20 protein-coding genes are annotated in these 21,701 nt (G+C 59.4%); 15 read left to right on the top strand and 5 right to left on the bottom strand.

What is annotated here, in order from left to right; all coding sequences use genetic code 11:
• Window positions 1-20 precede the first annotated feature (20 nt).
• The 7 genes from AC1RO5_RS28265 to AC1RO5_RS28295 all read left to right on the top strand — a co-directional run bounded on the left by AC1RO5_RS28265 (window position 21) and on the right by AC1RO5_RS28295 (window position 8,438).
• Window positions 21-1,379: a glutamine synthetase family protein gene (locus tag AC1RO5_RS28265; protein WP_493178951.1), complete on the top strand. Its 1,359-nt coding sequence runs from the start codon at window positions 21-23 to the stop codon at window positions 1,377-1,379.
• Between the two features lie 73 nt (window positions 1,380-1,452).
• Window positions 1,453-2,817, top strand: a complete 1,365-nt coding sequence (locus AC1RO5_RS28270; protein ID WP_493178952.1) for an aspartate aminotransferase family protein — start codon at window positions 1,453-1,455, stop codon at window positions 2,815-2,817.
• A 182-nt stretch (window positions 2,818-2,999) separates the two neighbouring features.
• On the top strand, window positions 3,000-4,094 hold the full coding sequence (locus tag AC1RO5_RS28275) for a polyamine ABC transporter substrate-binding protein (protein WP_019580560.1): 1,095 nt from the start codon (window positions 3,000-3,002) through the stop codon (window positions 4,092-4,094).
• Between the two features lie 238 nt (window positions 4,095-4,332).
• On the top strand, window positions 4,333-5,430 hold the full coding sequence (locus AC1RO5_RS28280) for a polyamine ABC transporter substrate-binding protein (protein WP_493178954.1): 1,098 nt from the start codon (window positions 4,333-4,335) through the stop codon (window positions 5,428-5,430).
• Window positions 5,431-5,491: 61 nt separating this feature from the next.
• Complete coding sequence (locus AC1RO5_RS28285; RefSeq protein WP_018928636.1) at window positions 5,492-6,634, top strand: ABC transporter ATP-binding protein; 1,143 nt, start codon at window positions 5,492-5,494, stop codon at window positions 6,632-6,634.
• Window positions 6,631-7,551, top strand: coding sequence for an ABC transporter permease subunit (locus AC1RO5_RS28290; RefSeq protein WP_493178956.1), 921 nt, complete (start codon window positions 6,631-6,633; stop codon window positions 7,549-7,551). Before AC1RO5_RS28285 ends, AC1RO5_RS28290 begins: the two co-directional genes overlap by 4 nt.
• Complete coding sequence (locus tag AC1RO5_RS28295) at window positions 7,548-8,438, top strand: ABC transporter permease subunit (protein ID WP_018928638.1); 891 nt, start codon at window positions 7,548-7,550, stop codon at window positions 8,436-8,438. Before AC1RO5_RS28290 ends, AC1RO5_RS28295 begins: the two co-directional genes overlap by 4 nt.
• 141 nt (window positions 8,439-8,579) lie before the next feature.
• Here the strand turns inward: AC1RO5_RS28295 and AC1RO5_RS28300 are convergent, their stop codons facing one another.
• Window positions 8,580-10,982 (bottom strand): penicillin acylase family protein, encoded by a 2,403-nt coding sequence (locus AC1RO5_RS28300; protein WP_493178958.1) that lies wholly within the window; start codon window positions 10,980-10,982, stop codon window positions 8,580-8,582.
• Between the two features lie 104 nt (window positions 10,983-11,086).
• The gene (locus tag AC1RO5_RS28305) at window positions 11,087-11,665 is read right to left on the bottom strand and encodes a DUF6436 domain-containing protein (protein ID WP_493178959.1); all 579 of its coding nucleotides are present in this window, start codon (window positions 11,663-11,665) and stop codon (window positions 11,087-11,089) included.
• Window positions 11,666-11,762: 97 nt separating this feature from the next.
• Between AC1RO5_RS28305 and bipL the strand changes: the two genes are divergently transcribed.
• Window positions 11,763-12,710, top strand: coding sequence for a phospholipase BipL (bipL, locus tag AC1RO5_RS28310; protein ID WP_493178961.1), 948 nt, complete (start codon window positions 11,763-11,765; stop codon window positions 12,708-12,710).
• Window positions 12,711-12,741: 31 nt separating this feature from the next.
• On the opposite strand, the gene AC1RO5_RS28315 is transcribed toward bipL, so the two are convergent.
• The gene (locus tag AC1RO5_RS28315) at window positions 12,742-13,494 is read right to left on the bottom strand and encodes a DUF2059 domain-containing protein (RefSeq protein ID WP_493178963.1); all 753 of its coding nucleotides are present in this window, start codon (window positions 13,492-13,494) and stop codon (window positions 12,742-12,744) included.
• Window positions 13,495-13,627: 133 nt separating this feature from the next.
• Between AC1RO5_RS28315 and AC1RO5_RS28320 the strand changes: the two genes are divergently transcribed.
• The gene (locus AC1RO5_RS28320; RefSeq protein ID WP_413695886.1) at window positions 13,628-14,260 is read left to right on the top strand and encodes a 2OG-Fe(II) oxygenase; all 633 of its coding nucleotides are present in this window, start codon (window positions 13,628-13,630) and stop codon (window positions 14,258-14,260) included.
• A 2-nt stretch (window positions 14,261-14,262) separates the two neighbouring features.
• Window positions 14,263-14,748 (top strand): 2-thiouracil desulfurase family protein, encoded by a 486-nt coding sequence (locus AC1RO5_RS28325; RefSeq protein WP_019650183.1) that lies wholly within the window; start codon window positions 14,263-14,265, stop codon window positions 14,746-14,748.
• Window positions 14,749-14,778: 30 nt separating this feature from the next.
• On the opposite strand, the gene AC1RO5_RS28330 is transcribed toward AC1RO5_RS28325, so the two are convergent.
• Window positions 14,779-15,366: a transporter substrate-binding domain-containing protein gene (locus AC1RO5_RS28330; RefSeq protein WP_019650184.1), complete on the bottom strand. Its 588-nt coding sequence runs from the start codon at window positions 15,364-15,366 to the stop codon at window positions 14,779-14,781.
• Between the two features lie 135 nt (window positions 15,367-15,501).
• Between AC1RO5_RS28330 and AC1RO5_RS28335 the strand changes: the two genes are divergently transcribed.
• Window positions 15,502-15,927 carry a DUF4399 domain-containing protein gene (locus AC1RO5_RS28335; protein ID WP_493178964.1) on the top strand — a complete coding sequence of 142 codons (426 nt, stop codon included), beginning with the start codon at window positions 15,502-15,504 and terminating at the stop codon, window positions 15,925-15,927.
• Between the two features lie 78 nt (window positions 15,928-16,005).
• Here AC1RO5_RS28335 and serA read toward each other — a convergent pair whose 3' ends face one another.
• Complete coding sequence (gene serA, locus AC1RO5_RS28340) at window positions 16,006-17,235, bottom strand: phosphoglycerate dehydrogenase (protein WP_007939276.1); 1,230 nt, start codon at window positions 17,233-17,235, stop codon at window positions 16,006-16,008.
• Window positions 17,236-17,439: 204 nt separating this feature from the next.
• On the opposite strand from serA, the gene AC1RO5_RS28345 reads away from it, so the two are divergent.
• From AC1RO5_RS28345 to AC1RO5_RS28360, 4 genes are all read left to right on the top strand, one after another.
• The gene (locus tag AC1RO5_RS28345) at window positions 17,440-18,834 is read left to right on the top strand and encodes an FAD-binding oxidoreductase (RefSeq protein ID WP_493178981.1); all 1,395 of its coding nucleotides are present in this window, start codon (window positions 17,440-17,442) and stop codon (window positions 18,832-18,834) included.
• A 23-nt stretch (window positions 18,835-18,857) separates the two neighbouring features.
• Window positions 18,858-19,523 carry a fumarylacetoacetate hydrolase family protein gene (locus AC1RO5_RS28350; RefSeq protein WP_019580569.1) on the top strand — a complete coding sequence of 222 codons (666 nt, stop codon included), beginning with the start codon at window positions 18,858-18,860 and terminating at the stop codon, window positions 19,521-19,523.
• A gap of 181 nt (window positions 19,524-19,704) precedes the next feature.
• Window positions 19,705-20,640 carry an SdiA-regulated domain-containing protein gene (locus AC1RO5_RS28355; RefSeq protein WP_493178966.1) on the top strand — a complete coding sequence of 312 codons (936 nt, stop codon included), beginning with the start codon at window positions 19,705-19,707 and terminating at the stop codon, window positions 20,638-20,640.
• An 87-nt stretch (window positions 20,641-20,727) separates the two neighbouring features.
• Window positions 20,728-21,639, top strand: a complete 912-nt coding sequence (locus AC1RO5_RS28360; protein WP_493178967.1) for an SdiA-regulated domain-containing protein — start codon at window positions 20,728-20,730, stop codon at window positions 21,637-21,639.
• Window positions 21,640-21,701: the final 62 nt, after the last annotated feature.

Here is a 21,701-nt window from a genome sequence, read left to right on the forward strand (position 1 = left end):
CTCAAGCCTAAGAGGCATTTATGAGTAACAACCTCGACCAGCTCACCGATTGGTTGAAAGACCACAAGATCACAGAAGTCGAATGCATGATTGGCGACCTGACCGGCATCACCCGGGGCAAGATCTCGCCGACCAATAAGTTCATCGCCGAAAAAGGCATGCGCCTGCCCGAAAGCGTTCTGTTACAGACCGTGACCGGCGACTATGTCGAAGACGACATCTATTACGAACTGCTCGACCCGGCCGACATCGACATGATCTGCCGCCCCGACCAGAACGCCGTGTTCCTGGTGCCCTGGGCCATCGAGCCCACTGCCATCGTGATCCACGACACCTACGACAAGCAGGGCAACCCGATCGAGCTGTCGCCGCGCAACGTGCTCAAGAAGGTACTGAAACTCTACGCCGACCACGGCTGGCAGCCGATCGTGGCGCCGGAGATGGAGTTCTACCTCACCAAGCGCAGTGACGACCCGGACTACCCGTTGCAACCACCGATTGGCCGTTCCGGTCGTCCGGAAACCGGTCGCCAGTCGTTCTCCATTGAAGCGGCGAACGAATTCGACCCATTGTTCGAAGACGTCTACGACTGGTGCGAATTGCAGGAGCTGGATCTCGACACGTTGATCCACGAGGACGGCACTGCGCAGATGGAAATCAACTTCCGTCACGGCGATGCCCTGTCCCTGGCCGACCAGATTCTGGTGTTCAAACGCACCATGCGAGAAGCCGCACTCAAGCACAACGTGGCGGCGACCTTCATGGCCAAGCCCATGACCGGCGAGCCGGGCAGTGCCATGCATTTGCACCAGAGCATCATCGACATCGAGACCGGCAAAAACGTCTTCTCCAATGAAGACGGGACCATGAGCCAGCTGTTCCTCCATCACATCGGCGGTTTGCAGAAATTCATCCCTGAGTTGCTGCCGCTGTTCGCGCCCAACGTCAATTCGTTCCGCCGCTTCCTGCCGGATACCTCGGCACCGGTGAACGTGGAGTGGGGCGAAGAGAACCGCACCGTGGGCCTGCGCGTGCCAGATGCCGGGCCGCAGAACCGTCGGGTGGAAAACCGTCTGCCGGGTGCCGACGCCAACCCTTACCTGGCCATCGCCGCCAGCCTGTTGTGCGGCCTGATCGGCATGCTCGAAGGGCTTAACCCGAGTGCCCCGGTGGTGGGTCGTGGTTACGAGCGACGCAACCTGCGCCTGCCGTTAACCATCGAAGACGCGCTGGATCGCATGGAAAACAGCAAGACCATCGAAAAGTACCTGGGCAAGAAATTCATCACAGGCTACGTCGCGGTCAAGCGGGCCGAGCATGAAAACTTCAAGCGCGTGATCAGTTCGTGGGAGAGGGAGTTCCTGCTCTTCGCCGTCTGATGCGCCGGGCGCGACAAGGGGGCGTGATTGCCCTCTGACGTCGCGCCGTCACTGCAATCCAAGGAGAATTCGCATGACCAGCAACAACCCGCAAACCCGTGCATGGCAAACCCTGAGCAACGATCACCACCTGGCCCCGTTCAGCGACTTCAAGCAGCTGAAAGAGAAAGGCCCGCGGATCATCACCAATGCCAAGGGCGTTTACCTCTGGGACAGCGAAGGCAACAAGATCCTCGACGGCATGGCCGGCCTGTGGTGCGTCGCAATCGGCTACGGCCGCGATGAACTGGCCGATGCCGCCAGCAAACAGATGCGTGAACTGCCTTATTACAACCTGTTCTTCCAGACCGCTCACCCGCCGGTGCTGGAGCTGGCCAAGGTCATCGCTGAAATCGCGCCTGAAGGCATGAATCATGTGTTCTTCACCGGTTCCGGTTCCGAAGGCAACGACACCATGCTGCGGATGGTTCGCCACTACTGGGCGATCAAGGGCCAGCCGAAGAAGAAAGTCATCATCAGTCGCAAGAACGGCTATCACGGTTCCACCGTGGCCGGCGCGAGCTTGGGCGGCATGACCTATATGCACGAACAGGGCGACTTGCCGATCCCGGGCATCGTCCACATCGCCCAGCCGTACTGGTTCGGCGAAGGCGGTGACATGACGCCGCAAGAGTTCGGTATCTGGGCGGCCAATCAGCTGGAAGAGAAAATTCTGGAAGTTGGCGTCGACAACGTCGGTGCCTTTATTGCCGAGCCGATCCAGGGCGCCGGCGGCGTGATCATTCCGCCAGACAGCTACTGGCCGCGTATCAAGGAAATCCTCGCCAAGTACGACATTCTTTTTGTGGCCGACGAGGTGATCTGCGGTTTCGGTCGTACCGGTGAGTGGTTCGGTACCGATTTCTACGGCCTCAAGCCCCACATGATGACCATCGCCAAAGGCCTGACGTCCGGTTACATCCCGATGGGTGGCCTGATCGTGCATGACGACGTGGTCGAGGTGCTCAACGAAGGCGGTGATTTCAACCACGGTTTCACCTATTCCGGGCACCCGGTGGCCGCTGCGGTGGCGCTGGAAAACATCCGCATCCTGCGCGATGAAAAAATTGTCGAGCACGTGCGGGCAGAAACGGCACCTTATTTGCAAAAGCGTCTACGGGAACTGAACGATCACCCGTTGGTGGGGGAAGTGCGTGGAGTCGGTCTGTTGGGGGCCATCGAGCTGGTTCAGGACAAGGCCACTCGCAAACGTTACGAAGGCAAGGGCGTCGGCATGATCTGCCGGCAGTTCTGCTTCGACAACGGCCTGATCATGCGCGCGGTCGGCGACACCATGATCATTGCTCCGCCACTGGTGATTACACCGGCTGAAATCGACGAGTTGGTGGCCAAGGCGCGCAAGTGCCTGGACCTGACCCTGAGTGCGTTGCAGGGCTAAGTGCTAGGCTCTGAGCGAGGTGCGAAGTTTGCACTTCGCTCAGTGCAAACAAAGGATGGGTCTTTCCTTGAAAGCCTGCCTTGGATCTTGCCAGACTAACGGTTGTTCGGATGCCCTGTAACAGGCTGCTGAGCACGTGGTTAAAAAGAAAAACTGGAGCATTACCCATGAAGGCATTAGGTATGAAGATAACTGGCAAGACCCTCCTCGCCATGTCCCTGATGGGCGTGATGGCGGGCGCCGTTCAGGCCGACGACAAAGTGCTGCACGTGTACAACTGGTCCGATTACATCGCACCGGACACCATCGCGAACTTCGAGAAAGAGTCCGGGATCAAGGTGGTGTACGACGTTTTCGACAGCAACGAAACCCTGGAAGCCAAGTTGCTGGCAGGCAAGTCCGGTTACGACGTCGTCGTACCGTCGAACAACTTCCTCGCCAAGCAAATCAAGGCCGGGGTTTACCGGGAGCTGGACAAGTCCAAGCTGTCCAACTACGGCAACCTGAACAAATCGCTGCTTAAAGCGGTTTCCGTCAGCGACCCGGACAACAAACACGCCTTCCCTTACATGTGGGGCTCGATCGGTATCGGTTACAACCCGGCGAAGGTCAAGGCCGCGCTGGGCGTCGACACGATCGATTCCTGGGACACCCTGCTCAAGCCTGAAAACATTGCCAAGCTCAAGGGCTGCGGTGTGAGCTTCCTGGATTCGCCTACCGAAATGCTGCCGGTCGCCCTGCATTACCTGGGTCTGCCAACCGACAGCCAGAAGAAAGAAGACATCAAGAAAGCCGAGGAACTGTTCCTCAAGATTCGTCCTTCGATCACCTACTTCCACTCCTCGAAGTACATCTCGGACCTGGCCAACGGCAACATCTGCGTAGCCGTCGGCTATTCGGGTGACGTCCAGCAAGCCAAGTCCCGCGCTGCCGAAGCCGGTGACAAGGTGAAAGTCAGCTACGCCATTCCAAAAGAAGGCGCTGGCAGCTTCTACGACATGGTCGCCATCCCCAAGGATGCGGAAAACGTCGAGGGCGCCTACAAGTTCATGAACTACCTGCTGCAACCGAAAGTAATGGCTGACATCACCAACGCCGTGCGTTTCCCTAACGGTAATGCTGAAGCCACCCAGTATGTGAGCAAAGACATCACTTCGGATCCGGGCATTTATCCGACTCCTGAAGTACAGGCCAAGCTGTATGCAATCGCTGATTTGCCAGCCGCAACCCAGCGTGAGCTGACCCGCAGCTGGACCAAGATCAAATCCGGTAAATAAGTAATAAACCTTGTAGCAGCTGCCGAAGGCTGCGTTGAGGTCCGAAGGACCTCCGCTTTTCGACAGCACAACTGCTTCGCAGTTGAACGCAGCCTGCGGCAGCTGCTACAGGATCTTCATAAAGTTTGCTGGAACGGTTTTTCGAGGGTAAGTTGCGCGCCGGTTTTGTTGTCAGGCAGCCATGGCTGTCATGTAACGCGGGGCAACTTGGGCCCAACTAATTTTAGAGGACCTCCACTTGCCTGTTTTTTCTTTTTTGCGCAATGCCCTGCTGGTCGGCGCCGGGCTGACGCTTGCCGTCAGTGCCCAGGCCACCGGCACGGTGCATATTTATAACTGGTCGGACTACATCGGTGAGACCACCTTGGCCGACTTCCAGAAAGAAGCCGGCATCAAGCCGATTTACGACGTATTCGATTCCAACGAAACCCTGGAAGGCAAATTGCTGGCCGGGCGTACCGGTTACGACGTGGTCGTGCCGTCCAACCATTTCCTTGGCAAGCAGATCAAGGCCGGCGCTTTCCAGAAGCTCGACAAGTCTAAGCTAAGCAACTATTCGAACCTCGACCCGGTCTTGCTCAAGCGCCTGGAGCAGAACGATCCGGGTAACCAATATGCCGTGCCGTATCTGTGGGGCACCAACGGCATCGGTTACAACGTCGACAAGATCAAGGCTGTGCTGGGCCTCGACAAGATCGATTCCTGGGATGTGGTGTTCGAGCCGCAAAACATCAAGAAGCTGCACAGCTGCGGCGTCGCGTTCCTCGACTCCGCCGATGAAATGATGCCCACGGTCCTTAACTACATGGGCCTGAACGCCAACAGCACCAACCCCGAAGACTACAAAAAGGCCGAGGCCAAGTTGCTGGCGGTGCGGCCTTATGTGACGTACTTCCACTCATCCAAATACATCGCGGACCTGGCCAACGGCGATATCTGCATCGCGATCGGTTTTTCCGGCGACATGTTCCAGGCCAAAGCCCGCGCGGCTGAAGCCGGCAAAGGCATGAACATCGCCTACTCGATTCCAAAAGAGGGCGGCGCGCTCTGGTTCGACATGCTGGCGATCCCCAAGGATGCGGCCAACGTCAAGGAAGCCCACGCCTTCATCAACTATTTGCTCAAGCCTGAGGTGATCGCCAAGGTCAGCGATGCCGTGGGCTACGCCAACCCAAACCCTGGGTCGGACAAACTGATGGAACAATCCATACGCACTGACGCGTCGGTTTATCCGCCGCAAGCGGTCCTCGACAAGATGTACGTGTCCATCGAGTTACCGCCGAACATTCAACGTTTGATGACGCGCAGCTGGACCAAGGTCAAGTCGGGCAAATAGCGTCAAACTATCCAGGTTCGCCACATTGAGCGAACTGCAAATTCTGTTGGGAGTTTCGTAAATGGCAGTTGCCTCCGGCGCCTATAAGAAAGCCCTCGAGGGCGACCAATCACCTAAACAGGTGTTGGTCAAAATCGACCGGGTCACCAAAAAGTTCGACGAGACGATTGCCGTGGACGACGTGTCCCTGGAAATCAAGAAAGGCGAAATCTTCGCCTTGCTTGGCGGCTCGGGTTCGGGCAAATCCACCTTGCTGCGCATGCTGGCAGGTTTCGAACGGCCCACGGAGGGGCGCATTTTCCTCGATGGCGTAGACATCACTGACATGCCGCCGTACGAGCGGCCGATCAACATGATGTTCCAGTCCTACGCCTTGTTCCCGCACATGACGGTGGCGCAGAACATCGCCTTCGGCCTCAAGCAGGACAAGATCCCGACGGCCGAGGTCGATGCCCGCGTGGCCGAGATGCTCAAGCTGGTGCAGATGAGCGAGTACGCCAAGCGTAAACCGCATCAGTTGTCCGGTGGTCAGCGTCAGCGTGTGGCTCTGGCGCGTTCGTTGGCCAAGCGACCGAAGCTGTTGCTGCTCGACGAACCGATGGGTGCGCTGGACAAGAAGCTGCGTTCGCAAATGCAGCTGGAACTGGTCGAGATCATCGAGCGCGTCGGCGTAACCTGCGTCATGGTGACCCACGATCAGGAAGAGGCCATGACCATGGCCGAGCGCATCGCGATCATGCACCTGGGCTGGATCGCCCAGATCGGCAGCCCGATCGACATCTACGAAACCCCGACCAGCCGCCTGGTCTGCGAATTCATCGGCAACGTCAACATCTTCGAAGGCGAAGTGGTGGACGACGCCGAGGGCCATGCACTGATCACCTGCAAGGATCTGGACCGCAACATTTACGTGGGTCACGGCATCAGCACCTCGGTGCAGGACAAGTCCGTTACCTATGCGATTCGTCCGGAAAAACTGCTGGTGACGGCCGAAATGCCGACCTGCGAACACAACTGGTCCAGCGGCAAGGTGCACGACATCGCCTACCTCGGCGGCCATTCGGTGTTCTACGTCGAACTGCCGAGCGGCAAGCTGGTGCAGTCCTTCGTCGCCAACGCCGAGCGCCGTGGCCAGCGCCCGACCTGGGGTGACCAGGTTTACGTGTGGTGGGAAGACGACAGCGGCGTGGTACTTCGCTCATGAACATGCGCAAACTCAAACGCCGGCTCAATCGAATACTTCCCGGTGGCCGTCAGCTGGTCATCGGGGTTCCGTTCATCTGGCTGTTCATGTTCTTCATGCTGCCGTTCTTCATCGTCCTGAAGATCAGCTTCGCTGAAGCCGACGTGGCCATTCCGCCGTACACCGAAATCTACAGCTACGCCGAACAGAAGCTGCAGTTGCTGCTTAACCTGAGCAACTACGCGATGCTGGGCGACGACGAGTTGTACATCGCCGCCTACCTCGGCTCGCTGAAGATGGCGTTGTTCAGCACCATCCTCTGCCTGCTGATCGGCTACCCGATGGCCTATGGCATTGCCTCCGCCCGCAAAGAGCTGCAAACGGTGCTGGTGCTGCTGATCATGATGCCGACCTGGACCGCGATCCTGATCCGCGTGTATGCGTGGATGGGCATCCTCAGCAACAACGGACTGCTCAATGGTTTTCTGATGAGCATGGGCTGGATCGACGAGCCGTTGCAGATCCTCAATACCAACCTGGCGGTCTATATCGGTGTTGTTTACTCCTATCTGCCATTCATGATCCTGCCGCTGTACGCCAACCTGGTCAAACACGACATCAGCCTGCTGGAAGCCGCATCGGATCTCGGTTCGAGCAACTTCAACAGCTTCTGGAAGATCACCGTGCCGCTGTCGAAAAACGGCATTATCGCCGGCTGCATGCTGGTGTTCATTCCGGTGGTCGGTGAGTTCGTGATCCCGGAACTGCTTGGCGGTCCGGAAACCCTGATGATCGGTAAAGTGCTCTGGCAAGAGTTCTTCAACAACCGTGACTGGCCGGTGGCGTCCGCCCTGGCGGTGGTGATGCTGGCGATCCTGATTGTGCCGATCATCCTGTTCAACCGCAGTCAGGCCAAGGAAATGGAGGGTAAAGAATGAAGCGCTTCCGTTTCTCGAACCTGATGCTGGTGCTGGGTCTGCTGTTCATCTACGCGCCGATGCTGATTCTGGTGATCTACTCGTTCAACGCCTCGAAACTGGTGACGGTGTGGGGCGGCTGGTCGGTGAAGTGGTACGTCGGCCTGCTCGACAACACGCAACTGATGGGCTCAGTGGTGCGCTCGCTGGAAATCGCTTGCTACACCGCGATTGCCGCGGTGGCGTTGGGCACGCTGGCGGCGTTCGTGCTGACCCGCATCACCCGCTTCAAGGGCCGCACGCTGTTCGGCGGTCTGGTGACGGCACCGCTGGTGATGCCGGAAGTGATCACCGGTCTGTCGCTGTTGCTGCTGTTCGTGGCCATGGCGCAGATGATCGGCTGGCCGCAGGAGCGCGGCATCGTCACCATCTGGATCGCCCACACCACGTTCTGTGCCGCGTATGTGGCGGTAGTGGTGTCGGCGCGCTTGCGTGAGCTGGACCTGTCGATCGAAGAAGCGGCCATGGACCTCGGTGCGCGGCCGTGGAAGGTGTTCTTCCTGATCACCATCCCGATGATCGCGCCGTCGCTGGCGGCCGGCGGCATGATGTCGTTCGCCTTGTCGCTGGATGATCTGGTGCTGGCGAGCTTTGTGTCGGGCCCGGGTTCCACGACCCTGCCGATGGAAGTGTTCTCGGCGGTGCGTCTGGGCGTGAAGCCAGAGATCAATGCCGTGGCCAGCCTGATTCTGCTGGCGGTGTCGCTGGTGACCTTCCTGGTCTGGTTCTTCAGCCGTCGCGCCGAAGAAAGCCGCAAGCGTGCGATCCAGCAGGCCATCGAGGAAGCTGCAGCCGACTCCTGGAAACAGCCGGACGTACGCCGGGCGCAGGCGCCGGAAGCGGCTTAAAACGGCTGCTGACCAAAAGATCGCAGCCTGCGGCAGCTCCTACAGTGGAATGTGAATCCCGCAGGAGCTGCCGCAGGCTGCGATCTTTTGACGTTATGGCTCAGAATTTTGCAGCGAAGGCGTCAGCCTGGCCGGCAAAATCTACCGCGCCGGCAACAGCTTCAAGGTGCTGCGGGTATTGGCCGTCACTTCTTCATCATTGAAATTCGCCTGGTAATAAACCCCTTCGATATACGCCTCGGCCTGGTCGGCATAGTGGCTGTCGAACGGCACGCCGCTCTGGCCGACCGGGTTGATGGTCAGGCTGTGGGCCGGGTCGGCGAAGTCGATCAGTCGCCGGGTCGACGGGCCGTAGGTCACGGGCCACGGCGCCGGTCCGATCTTGGCCGAGAGGTTGTTCGGCACTTCGTGGGTGCCGGGTGCCGCGAATGGGCCAACGTTGAAGATCCGGTCCAGCGGCTTTTGCATCCCCAGCGGATGGCCGTGGGTCAGGGTGTGCGCCTTGCCCCACTGCCATTGCGAGGAGTCGGCACCAAGGGTGGTTTTGAGATGAGCCATGCTCGCTTGCCAGGCCAACTTGACCGTATCGGCGCGGGTTTCCTTGCCGGGAGTGTTGCGGTTGTCCCACCACGGCGAATCGGCGGAGGCCGCCAGACGCGGTAGCGCGGCATCGATCACCCGGGTCGGGAGCAGCGTTTCGAAGAAATCATTGCCCAGTTCATCGCGCAGCGCCGCGTCGGCGAGGTTGAACAGGAACTGGTTGAACAGGGTGGCGCTGATAGAGTCCAGCGGGTAATCGCCGCACCACTGCGCCAGTTGCTCCACCAGTTTGAGCTCGGCCGGATCGCTCACCACTTCACGCAGTACCGGCAGCAACGGCGCCAGCAAGCGTGGGCCGTAGGCGGTGGTGGTGCCCAGTTGCAGCTTCTGGTTGGCCGCGTTGTCCCACTTCACGTTCTTGTCGCTGAGCTGGCGATTGAGCTGCTGCCCGCGATCGGCCAGGTTGTAGTAGCCGGGAATCTCCATACCGGTCGGCGACACCGGTTGGAAGTTGGCCGAGACGATGTAGCCCCGCGCCGGGTTTTCTTCCTGCGGGTTGGCACTGAACGGGTAAAAACCTTCCTTGTCCGCCTGAGGGGTGCTGCCATCGAGGATGAAACCGGGCTTCACCCCGGCCGGACGCTTGGGCAGCAGCGCCGAGGCCCACCAGCCGATGTCGCCCTTGGCGTTGGCGTAGACGATGTTCAACCCTGGAGCCTGAACCTTGGCTGCTGCGGCGCGGGCCTTGGCCAGGGTGTCAGCCCGGTTGAGCTGATAGAAGCCGTCAAGGATCGGATTCGGGGTTTCGAGGAACGCCCACCACATGGCAACCGGCGTCTTGCCGGCGGCAGTGCCGAGCGCATCGTTGACGATCGGGCCATGGGGCGACTGGCGCAGCGTCAATGTGACCGGTGACTGACCTTTCACCGCGATCTGTTGTTCGGTATTGACCATGTCCACCCACTTGCCGCGATACCAGACCTGGTTCGGGTTGTCCGGGTTGACCTTCTCGGCGATCAGGTCCAGATCGTCGTTCTGGAACATCGTCAGGCTCCAGCCGAAGTCCAGGTTGTGGCCGAGAAATGCAAACGGCACCAGCGCCTGATGGTAGCCATAAAGCTCGAATCCCGGCGCCGACAGATGCGCCTCGTACCACACCGACGGCACCGAGAAGCGAATGTGCGGGTCACCGGCCAGCAGCGGCTTGCCGCTTTTGCTGCGGTTGCCGGAAATCACCCAGGCGTTGCTGCCTTCGAATTGCGGCAGGCCGTGGTCGGCCAGCGCCTGTTCGCTCAGGCGGGCGAGGGCGTTCAGATCCTTCCAGTCACTGGCGGCGAGCGTCGGCGCAGGGTTGGCGTGACCTTTGACCAGCACGCCCTTGGGCTGCCAGTCGAGATCGAAGATGTTCAGGTACTCACTGCCCAGTTGGTCGCGCACGTAAGTCAGCAAGGGTTCGGTGCGAAACGCTGCGGCAAAGCTGTAGGCCATGTAGCCGGCGATGCTGATGCTGTCTTCGGCGGTGAAAGGGCGCTTGGGGATCCCCAGTACATCGAACTCTACCGGCGCAGCGTGGCTGTCCTGATATTGATTGATACCGTCCAGATAGGCTTGCAGGGCCTTCCATGCCGGTGACTGACGATCCAGCGCGGCCACGTAGCTTTCGGCTCGTTCGCGAATGCGCAGGCCGCGAAACAGTTTGTCGGTGTCGAGCAGTTTCGGGCCGAGGACTTCGGCCAGCTCGCCACGGGCCAGGCGCCGCATGGCTTCCATCTGGAACAGCCGGTCCTGGGCGTGCACGTAGCCGAGGGCGCGGTAGAGGTCGGTTTCGTTTTCAGCACGGATATGCGGCACGCCGCGCTCGTCGTAGCGCACGGTCACCGAACCTTGCAGGTGTTGCAACGCCACCTGGCCCTGGCGCGTCGGTTGTTTGCTGTACACATACCAGCCGCCCCCGGCGACGAGTACGACGATCAGCAAGGCAAGTACGGTCAGGACGCGTTTCATGGTGACTCCTTGTTCTTTCGGGGGTTGCCACCCGTGCGGGCTGCAAACGTGTAGCACAGACCTCCTGTGCCGGGCATCGCGGTCCTGGAAAAGTCAGGAATGCCTTACTTCGCCTCTGCGGGCCACGGGCAGTAGCAACCCACCGCCAGCGTGTGGGTGGCGTTCACCGCCCGGCCTGCGTTCAGTGCTTGCAGAATGGGCTCGATAAAACTGTTGCTCGAATTGCAGGTCAGGCCTTCGCTGTACGGACCGAAATATGCCAGCTTGCCGTCGCGGTCCCATATAGCCACTGCCGGACTGGCAGGGATCTGTTCGGAGCCAGGCAGGACAGCGAGGGTTTTCAGGCGGCTCAAGGTGCCGGGCAACTGGCCGTGGCTGCCGGGCTTTTGTACCGTATAGAACTCGACGCCCTGCGGTACATATTGCTCAACCAGTTCGCTCAGGTGTTGTTGGTTGCCGACATTGCACGGGCAAGCCGGGTCCCAGAAGTGCACCAGGCGGATGGCGCCGGGGCCGGCGAGTTCGTCCGGCAGGCGCAACGGGTCGCCGGAGAACACAGCGGTGTGCGAACTGAATGCCCGCAGGTAGCGTCCCTGAAACCAGTCGTAAGCGGCCCACAGCGCACCGGCACACACAAGGGCGAGCAGGCTGGCAAGCAGTGTGGTGCGGTAGGCCGGACGCATGGGTTTCAATCCTCGAAGGCCGGCTAGCTTGCCATGCTTGCCGCGACAGATGAATATCGCAGGCCCATAAAGTCTGTTTCGCGCTCTGGAATAGTTCATGCCTGCCACTTTCGACCCCGATCATTTGCGTGCCAGCCTGCGGCCATTGGCCGAGTGGCAGCCGCTGTCGACGGAGGCCATGGCCTATCAGCGTTTTTACGGGCTGGATTTTCCACAGCGGACCCTGCGCCGTGGACTGGGGCGTTTCGAGGTTGAGGGCTATGAAGTGGTCAGTCAGCTTTGGTGGCCCGAGCGGGCGAAGGCGACGCTGTTTTTGTTTCACGGCTTCTACGATCACACCGGGCTGTACCGGCATGTGATCGAGTGGGCGCTGGACCAAGGGTTTGCGGTAATCGCCTGCGACCTGCCGGGGCATGGCCTGTCCAGTGGCGAGCGGGCGAGCATCAAGGACTTCGCCGAGTACCAGAGCGCCCTGCAAGGCCTGCTGGCCGAGGCGCAGTCGTTGGGCCTTCCGCAGCCCTGGCACTTGTGCGGGCAAAGCACTGGCGGGGCGATTGTGATCGACCATGTGCTCAATCAGGGCGCGAGCAGCCCGGCCCAGGGGCAAGTGATTCTGCTGTCGCCCCTGGTGCGGCCGCGTGCCTGGGGCTGGTCGCGGCTCAGTTATTACCTGCTCAAGCCGTTTGTCAAAGGCATCGCCCGGCGCTTCAGCGAGAATTCCAACGACCCTGACTTCCTCGCGTTCCTGAAAGCCGATCCGCTGCAACCGCTGCGTCTGCCTACGGCCTGGGTCGGTGCACTGGGACGGTGGATCAAGCGAATCGAAGCGGCACCGAGCAGCCCGCGCAGGCCGCTGATCGTGCAAGGGCAGGCGGACATGACCGTGGATTGGGAGCACAACCTTGAAGTGTTGCGGGGCAAGTTCGATCGGCCCCAGGTATTGATGCTGCCTGAGGCGCGGCATCATCTGGCGAATGAGTCGCCGGGGTTGCGGCAGGAGTATTTCGGGTTTTTGACCAAGCGCATGAGTCGTCAGAATCGATAAGGCTGCGATCTTTTCCGGCGCGATACTTATTTCAAGGCTGCAGACTCGACGTGCTTTGCCCCACCGCCAACCCCGCCCGAATCGCCGCCAATGCCGCTTGGTAGTAAGCCTTGCCTTCAGCGGACTCGGCAAAGGTCGAAAATTCTTCCAGCTCGTCATCCGACAGGTCGCGATAGACATACAGCAGCGTGTTGTTCAGGTCGGCGCCGATCTGCTCCATCAGGCGCTGGCGTTGACCGTTCAACATGCCCTGAGCCTGGCCGCCGCCGAGCAGGCCGGGGATCATCGAACTCAGGCTGTCGGCCGCCACGCCTGCGATCGCCAGGCTGACTTCTGCGCCGGCCTCGCGGGCGGGCAGGGCCTGGGCCAGGTGGCCGATGATCAACTGACGGGTATCGCTGGCCTGCATTTTCGGCAAGCCCTTGGCGTTTTTCGCCAATTGATCGCGACGGGTCGCCATCAGTTCGGCGGCGACGATTTTCTTGCCCAAGGGAGATTGAAAGAAAGTCAGCGCAGGTTTCGGATCGGCGAGTTTCTTGCGCAGTTGCGCTTCGGCGCGCTGGTCCACGGCCTTGGGGGCGAACCGCTGATTGCTGTTGTTGACCAGGGCCTGGAACACCGCCGGCGGCAAGCTGTTCTGATAACGCTGCTGAGCGGCCGAGAGGGCATCGTTGAAATGCGCGCGTTGTTCTGGCCAACCGGCGACCTTGTACAACTGGTCGTGGCCGTCCGCCCAGGCGGGCAAAACGCAGAACATCAACAGTGAGAAAAGCAAGCGACGCATAGGGACTCCTGTCAGCAGGCGACTATTCTCCGTGCGGCATTCGTACTTGTCGAGAATTCGTATCAGGTTGAGTACCTTATCCGACCAATCCTCCGCTGCATGGCTCTGTCGGATTTGCGGGCACAGGAATACTATGCGCGCCATGCACATACCCTCTGATCACCCACTGCTGTTACGTATCGTCGACGACCTGGCCGAACACGGCTGGTCGCAGCAGAATATTTTCCTGCCCCTGGACCTGACCCGGGCGCTGGCGGCCGAGTGTCGCCAACGTGCCGCCGAGGGTGAGCTCGCCCCGGCCGCCGTGGGGCGCGGGGCGTTTTCGGAGATTCGCGAGGGCATTCGCGGCGACCATATCCAGTGGCTCGAACCCGGCCAGGCCGAGGCCTGCGACAGCTACCTGGGGTTGATGGACAGCCTGCGTGAAGCAATGAATCGCGGTTTGTTCCTGGGCCTGGAAGATTTCGAAAGCCATTTCGCCCTGTACCCGCCCGGTGCTTTCTACCTCAAGCATGTCGACCGTTTCCGAGACGACGACCGGCGCATGGTCTCGGCGGTGATCTACCTTAATGACGCCTGGCTGCCCGAGCATGGTGGTCAGTTGCGCATGTATCTGGACAAAGGCGTCGAACACGATGTGGTGCCCACCGGCGGATGTCTGGTGGTGTTTCTGTCGGGCGACGTTCCCCACGAAGTCCTGCCCGCGACCCGGGAACGTCTGTCGTTGACAGGCTGGTTCCGCCGTCGTGGTAACGAGCCGTTCTGATCATGCAAAAAATTCTGGTAAGCCGCTGCTTGCTCGGTCACCGCGTCCGTTACGACGGCGGGGCCAGCGGGCCGTTCGATCTGCTGGAGCAGTGGATTGCCGAAGGCCGAGTGGTGCCGTTGTGCCCGGAAGTCGCCGGCGGGTTGCCGACACCCAGGGCTGCAGCGGAAATTCCCGGTGGGCAGGGCGGTGAGGTGCTTGATGGCCTTGCATCGGTCATCACCACCGAGGGCGAGGACGTCAGTGCCGAGTTTCTTTCGGGGGCTTGGCAGGCGCTGGAACTGGTGCAACAGCACGGCATCCGGGTTGCCGTGCTCAAGGCCAACAGCCCGTCTTGCGGGAATCTGCTGACCTATGACGGGACATTCAGTGGCGTGAAGGTCAGCGGTGAGGGCGTGACCGCCGCGCTGCTCAAGCGCCATGGTGTGCAAGTCTTCAGCGAGCTGGAGTTGCCGCAAGCGGCGCAGGCCCTGGCAACCCTGAAGTAACGGCCCACAGGGTGACTCATTCGCTCGAAATCAAGGTTTCGGCGCCACACCCGCATCCGCCCCAAACCACTTCTGCTCCAGCGCCTCCAGCCGGCCATCGGCCTTGATTCGCTGCAAGGCGTTTTCCAGGCTGGCATGGAACGCCGGGTTACCCTTCTGAAACGGAATCGCCAGGCTCACCGCCGGGGCGGCTTTCGGCTTTTCCTCGGTCAGCGACTGCACCAACAGGATTGATCGCGGTTGCTCTTCTTTCTGCGCGATCAATTGCGCGTTGGTGTGAATGTAAGGTTCGCTGAAGTCGAAACGATCCTTCAGGTCCGGGGTCAGTGCTATGTGATTGATGGCAACGTCGTATTTGCCGCTTTCGACGCCGGTCAACAGGTCGTCGGAATCGGTGACGACGAAGTCGGCCCGTACATCCAGCTCATTGGCCAGCAATTGACCCAGCTCGACCTCGAACCCGGTCAATTTGCCGTCGTCCTTGAAATTGAAGGGCGGTGTATTAGCCTCAAGGGCAATGCGCAATTCGCCGCGGTCGTTTACATCGTCAATCAGTTCGGCATGAGCCAAAGGGCTCAAAAGGGGTAGCAGGCAGATCAGGCCAGGCAAAAAGCGCATGGTCACTCCTTTGAATTCATTTATCGCGACGCGCTGTTCAGGCTCGCTTTGCTATGGTTATGAGTGCCTTCGACAACGAATGGCCGTTAAGTTGTTCACGGCTGAGCGAATTTTACGGAAAAACTGGAGAAGAGAATGAAAAGCTTTATGTCACGAGCAGCATTGGCTGGTGTACTGATGGGTGTTTCGGTACTGGCCAGTGCCGCCACCCCGGCTCCGAAGGGGGCAGAAGTGTTCATCGTATCTCCTGAGGACGGAGCCACGGTCGCGCAAACCTTTACCGTGAATTTCGGCGTCAAGGAAATCGCGCTGGCACCAGCAGGCGATGTCACCAAAAATACTGGCCATCACCATTTGCTGATCGATGTCGACAAACTACCAGCCGCCGGTGCTCCGATTCCAAACGATGCCAATCATATGCACTTCGGCAAAGCGCAGACTCACGCTGATATCAAGCTTGCACCAGGCAAGCACACCTTGCAGCTCGAACTGGGTGACAGCGGTCACATGCCGTTCGATCCGCCGATTGTTTCGAAGAAAATCACTGTGACAGTGAAGTAACTTTTCCACAGCGATGAAAAAGCGGCCATGAAAAAGGGAGACCCGAGGGTCTCCCTTTTTTTGTCGCTCAAGTCTGAATCAGAACAGCACGCGGCAACGAATGGTGCCGTTGATGTGCTGCAGCTTCTCTTGCGCCATTTCCGAGTAATCGGCATCGACGTCGATCACGACGTAGCCGACTTTCTCGTTGGTCTGCAGGAACTGACCGGAAATGTTGATGCCGTTTTCGGCGAACACCTTGTTGATCTCGCTCATCACACCCGGAATGTTCTCGTGGATGTGCAGCAGGCGGTGCTTGCCAGGGTGAGCCGGCAGGGCCACTTCCGGGAAGTTCACGGACGATACCGACGTACCGTTGTCGCTGTACTTGACCAGTTTTTCCGCCACTTCCAGACCGATGTTGGCCTGTGCTTCAGCGGTGGAACCACCGATGTGCGGGGTCAGGATCACGTTGTCCAGGCCACGCAGCGGGCTTTCGAACTCTTCTTCGTTGGAGCGCGGCTCCACCGGGAATACGTCGATGGCCGCGCCGATCAGGTGCTTGTCCTTGATCGCGTCCGCCAGGGCGTCCAGTTCGACCACGGTGCCGCGTGCGGCGTTGATCAGGATGCCGCCCTTCTTGATGGCGCGGATTTCCTTCTCGCCGATCATCCACTGGGTGGCAGCGGTTTCCGGAACGTGCAGGGTGACGATGTCGGACATGCCCAACAGCTCGTGCAGGTTGCCGACCTGGGTGGCGTTGCCCAGTGGCAGCTTGGTCACGGTGTCGTAGAAGTAAACCTGCATGCCCAGACCTTCAGCCAGGACCGACAGTTGAGTACCGATCGAGCCGTAACCGACGATACCCAGCTTTTTGCCGCGGATTTCGAAGGAGTTGGCTGCGCTTTTGATCCAGCCGCCACGGTGGCAGGAAGCGTTCTTCTCAGGGATGCCGCGCAGCAACAGGATCGCCTCGGCCAGTACCAGCTCGGCAACGGAGCGAGTGTTGGAGTACGGCGCGTTGAATACTGCGATACCGCGTTCGCGAGCCGCGTTGAGGTCGACCTGGTTGGTGCCGATGCAGAAACAGCCGACAGCCACCAGTTTCTTCGCGTGATCGAAGATCTCTTCGGTCAATTGAGTGCGGGAGCGAATGCCGATGAAGTGAGCATCAGCGATCTTTTCCTTCAGCTGGGCTTCCGGCAGAGAACCTGTGAGGTACTCGATACTGGTGTAGCCCGCCGCCTTGAGGACGTCGACAGCCGATTGGTGGACGCCTTCGAGAAGAAGGAACTTGATCTTGCTCTTATCGAGAGAAGTCTTGCTCATCTGCGTAAACCTGTGTCCCGGAGAAAAAATGGCAGGGAAGGGAGCAGCCAGAGCTGACCCGGACGGCAGGAAAGCCGTCGCCGCAGAACAGCCTTTGGGCACTATCCTGCGGGGTCGGTATGCTAGCATATGCGACCTGCTAACACTCATTCTGCGACGTGAAGCGTACTCAGGATGACCATGAATTGTTCGAGAGTTCTGTCGATGACCAATCCTGCGCTGATTGATGAGCTGAAGACCCTGGTTGAGCCTGGCAAGGTCCTGACCGACGCCGACTCCCTGAACGCTTACGGCAAGGATTGGACCAAGCATTTCGCCCCGGCCCCGACGGCCATTGTGTTTCCCAAGACGATTGAGCAGGTCCAGGCCATTGTCCGCTGGGCCAATGAACACAAGGTTGCGCTGGTGCCGTCCGGCGGTCGTACCGGGCTTTCTGCTGCAGCGGTGGCGGCCAATGGTGAAGTGGTTGTGTCCTTCGACTACATGAACCAGATCCTCGATGTGAACCTGACCGATCGCACGGCCGTTTGTCAGCCGGGCGTGGTCACTGAGCAATTGCAGAACAAGGCCGAAGAGCACGGTCTGTACTACCCGGTGGACTTCGCTTCGGCAGGTTCCAGCCAGATTGGCGGCAATATCGGCACCAATGCCGGCGGGATCAAGGTGATTCGCTACGGCATGACCCGCAACTGGGTGGCCGGCATGAAAGTCGTCACCGGCAAGGGCGATCTGCTGGAGCTGAACAAAGGCCTGATCAAGAACGCCACCGGCTACGACCTGCGTCAGCTGTTCATCGGCGCCGAAGGCACGCTGGGCTTTGTCGTCGAAGCCACCATGCGTCTGGACCGTGCGCCGAAAAACCTCACCGCGATGGTCCTCGGCACTGCCGATTTCGATTCGATCATGCCGGTATTGCACGCGTTCCAGGGCAAACTTGACCTGACTGCGTTCGAATTCTTCTCCGACAAAGCCCTGGCCAAGGTCATGGCGCGCGGCGATGTGCCGGCGCCGTTCGAATCCGACTGCCCGTTTTATGCGCTGCTGGAATTCGAAGCGACCACCGTCGATGTGGCCAACCACGCCCTGGAAACCTTCGAGCACTGCGTCGAGCAGGGCTGGGTGCTGGACGGCGTGATGAGCCAGAGCGATACCCAGTTGCAGAACCTCTGGAAGCTGCGCGAGTACATCTCCGAAACCATTTCCCACTGGACGCCGTACAAAAACGACATTTCGGTCACTGTGTCGAAAGTCCCAGCGTTCCTGAAGGAAATCGACGCGATCGTCGGCGAACACTACCCAGACTTCGAAATTGTCTGGTTCGGCCACATCGGCGACGGCAACCTGCACTTGAACATCCTCAAGCCGGATAACCTGAGCAAGGACGAGTTCTTCGCCAAATGCGCCACCGTCAACAAGTGGGTGTTCGAAACCGTCGAGAAGTACAACGGTTCGATTTCCGCCGAACATGGCGTGGGCATGACCAAGCGTGATTACTTGACCTACAGCCGCTCACCGGTTGAGATCGAGTACATGAAAGCCGTCAAAGCGGTGTTCGACCCGAATGGCATCATGAACCCGGGCAAGATTTTCGCTGTTTGAATCAACAAGGCAGGAGTCGGTCAATGAGCTATCAGCACCAGTATGTCGACGGAACGCGTATTCATTTCCCGCTGGGGAAAGTGGTGTGCATCGGCCGTAACTACGCCGAACACGCCAAGGAACTGGACAACCCGGTGCCCACCGAACCACTGCTGTTCATCAAGCCCGGCAGCTGCGTGGTGCCGCTGGAGGGCAGCTTCAGCATTCCGACCGAGCGCGGTTCGGTGCATTACGAAGCGGAAATCGCGGTGCTGATCGGCAAGCCATTGTCGACCAAACCGAGCCGTGAAGAAGTGCTGGACGCCATCTCCGGCTTCGCCCCGGCCCTGGACCTGACCCTGCGCGACAAGCAGGCCGAGCTGAAAGCCAAGGGCCTGCCGTGGGAAATCGCCAAGTGCTTCGACGGCGCGGCGGTGATTGCGCCATTTGTGGCCGGCAGCACGTTTGCCGACCTGACCGACATCGGCATCCGCCTGACCATCAATGGCGAAGTCCGCCAGGATGGCAACAGCAAGGACATGCTCAATCCGATCGTACCGATGATCCAGTACATGGCCGGCTGCTTCTCGCTACAGGCCGGTGACGTGATCCTCACTGGCACGCCGGTGGGCGTTGGCCCGCTGAATGTCGGTGACGAACTGGTGCTCGAATTGCCGGGTGTCAGCCGCTTTACCAGCAGCGTTCTCTAAAAAGCAAAAGATCGCAGTCTGCCGCAGGCTGCGATCTTTTGATCTTGGCTGCCCATACAGGGCAATCCGGCCATTTCCCGTTTTTTTCACATTTTGTCTGGATAATTCCGGGGCTTATGGCATCTGAGCCTGTCCCAATGTGCTATTACCCATAGCCTGAATTTCTGGAACGCATCCCTGAATGGCCATCGAATCGCTGCCCAAGCTGAAAACTGCCCGCCGCTCGCGTTTTGTCATGCGTTGGTATTCCTGGCTTTTACTGGCAGCGGTCGCTGCGTATGGCCTGGCGTTTGCGATGCATTGGGATGATCGCGGTGTGCTCTGGGTGAAGGAGCGTTTCGAAAGCCCTGCCGAACGAAAAGAGAGTGTCTGGCTGCCGGACTATCGGGCGGTGATCGACGCCAAACTGCTGCCGGGCATGGAGAAGGACGAAGCGTCGGACGTGTCTTACGACCCGCAGACCAAAACCCTGTTTGCAGTGATGGGCAAGAACCCGTTCCTGGTCGAGCTGACGTTGCAGGGCGACGTGTTGCGCAAAATGCCGCTGGAGGGTTGGAGCAACCCGGAAGGGGTGACGGTAATGGGCAATGGTTTGCTGGCGATTACCGATGAGCGCGAACACCTGCTCTCGATCGTCAAGGTTGATGCCGATACTCGCGAGTTGAACATCGCCAATTTCCCGAAATACGATCTTGGTCCCTCGAAAAACCAGAATAAAGGCTTCGAAGCCGTCGTCTGGGATGCCCGCCGCCAGCAACTGCTGCTGGGTGAAGAGCGTCCGCCTGCGCTGTTCAGCTGGAAAAGCGATGGCAGCCAGATCCTCAAGGGTGACAAGCAAAAACTCTCCAGCAACGCACTGGATGTCCGTAACCTGTCGGCCCTGGCCATTGATCCGCGCACTGGCCACACCTTGGTGCTGTCCGCCGACTCTCACTTGTTGCTGGAGTTGGACGAGAAAGGCGAGCAGGTCAGTTTCATGACCTTGCTCGGAGGGTTCAATGGCCTGAAGAAAACCATTCCCCGTGCCGAAGGCGTCACCATGGACGAAGCAGGCACGCTGTACATGGTGAGCGAGCCAAACCTGTTCTACCGCTTCGAAAAGCAACAGGTTCGGTAGTTGCGGTAGAAGGTCGCGGGCCATTAGGGTTTTAATTCAGACAGCCGTGGTGTTTCATCCGCCCGTCCTGTTTCCGAGTTTGCCTGAATGCGTCGACTTGTCCGCCCTAAACCCCTGATCCTGTCGGTCATTGCGCTGATCGTAATGATTACTGTCGGCCAGTACCTGCATCTGTTCGAGCGCAGCTGGTTCTATGTGCAGGCGCTATGGCAGCCGATGAATGCCCAGTCCATTGGCCTGGACCAGTATCAGGTGGCGATCGAGGCGCGAGTCATAGACGGTCTGGACGACGATGTTTCAGCGCTGACCTTCGATCCCGTGCGCAAAAGCCTGTTCACGGTCACCCACAAAAACGCCGAGCTGATCGAGTTGTCCCTGGAAGGCAAAATCCTGCGGCGTGTGGCGCTGGTCGGGTTCGGCGACCCGGAAGCCGTGGAGTTTATCAGCGCCGACACCTACGTGATCACCGATGAACGCGAGCAGCGGCTGATCAAGATTCATCTGCAGCAGGACACGACGTTCCTCGATGCCGTGGACGCCGAGCAGATGACCCTCGGCGTGCACATGAGCGGCAACAAGGGTTTCGAAGGGTTGGCCTATGACTCGGTGGGCAAGCGCTTGTTCGTCGCCAAGGAGCGCGACCCGATGCTGATCTACGAAGTGCAGGGCTTTCCCCACTACAACCCGGAGAAATTCTACGCGGTGCATGTGGTGAACAACCCCAAGCGCGATGCCGGAATGTTCGTGTGGGACCTGTCGAGCCTGCAATACGACGAGCGCAGCGGGCATTTGCTGGCGCTGTCCGATGAGTCGCGACTGATTCTCGAGCTGGATGTGGACGGGCGACCGCTGAGTACGCTGTCACTGAGCAAGGGTCGTCAGGGGTTGCTCAAGCCTGTGCCGCAAGCAGAAGGCATTGCCATGGATGACGACGGTACCCTGTACTTGGTCAGTGAGCCGAACCTGTTCTACGTGTTCAAAAAACCGGCACAGCCCTGACCAACACCCCAAAACCAATCGTAGGAGCGAAGCTTGCTCGCGAAGAGGCCATAGCATTCAAC

The sequence above is a fragment of the Pseudomonas sp. GW822-FHT02G04 genome (assembly GCF_058802085.1).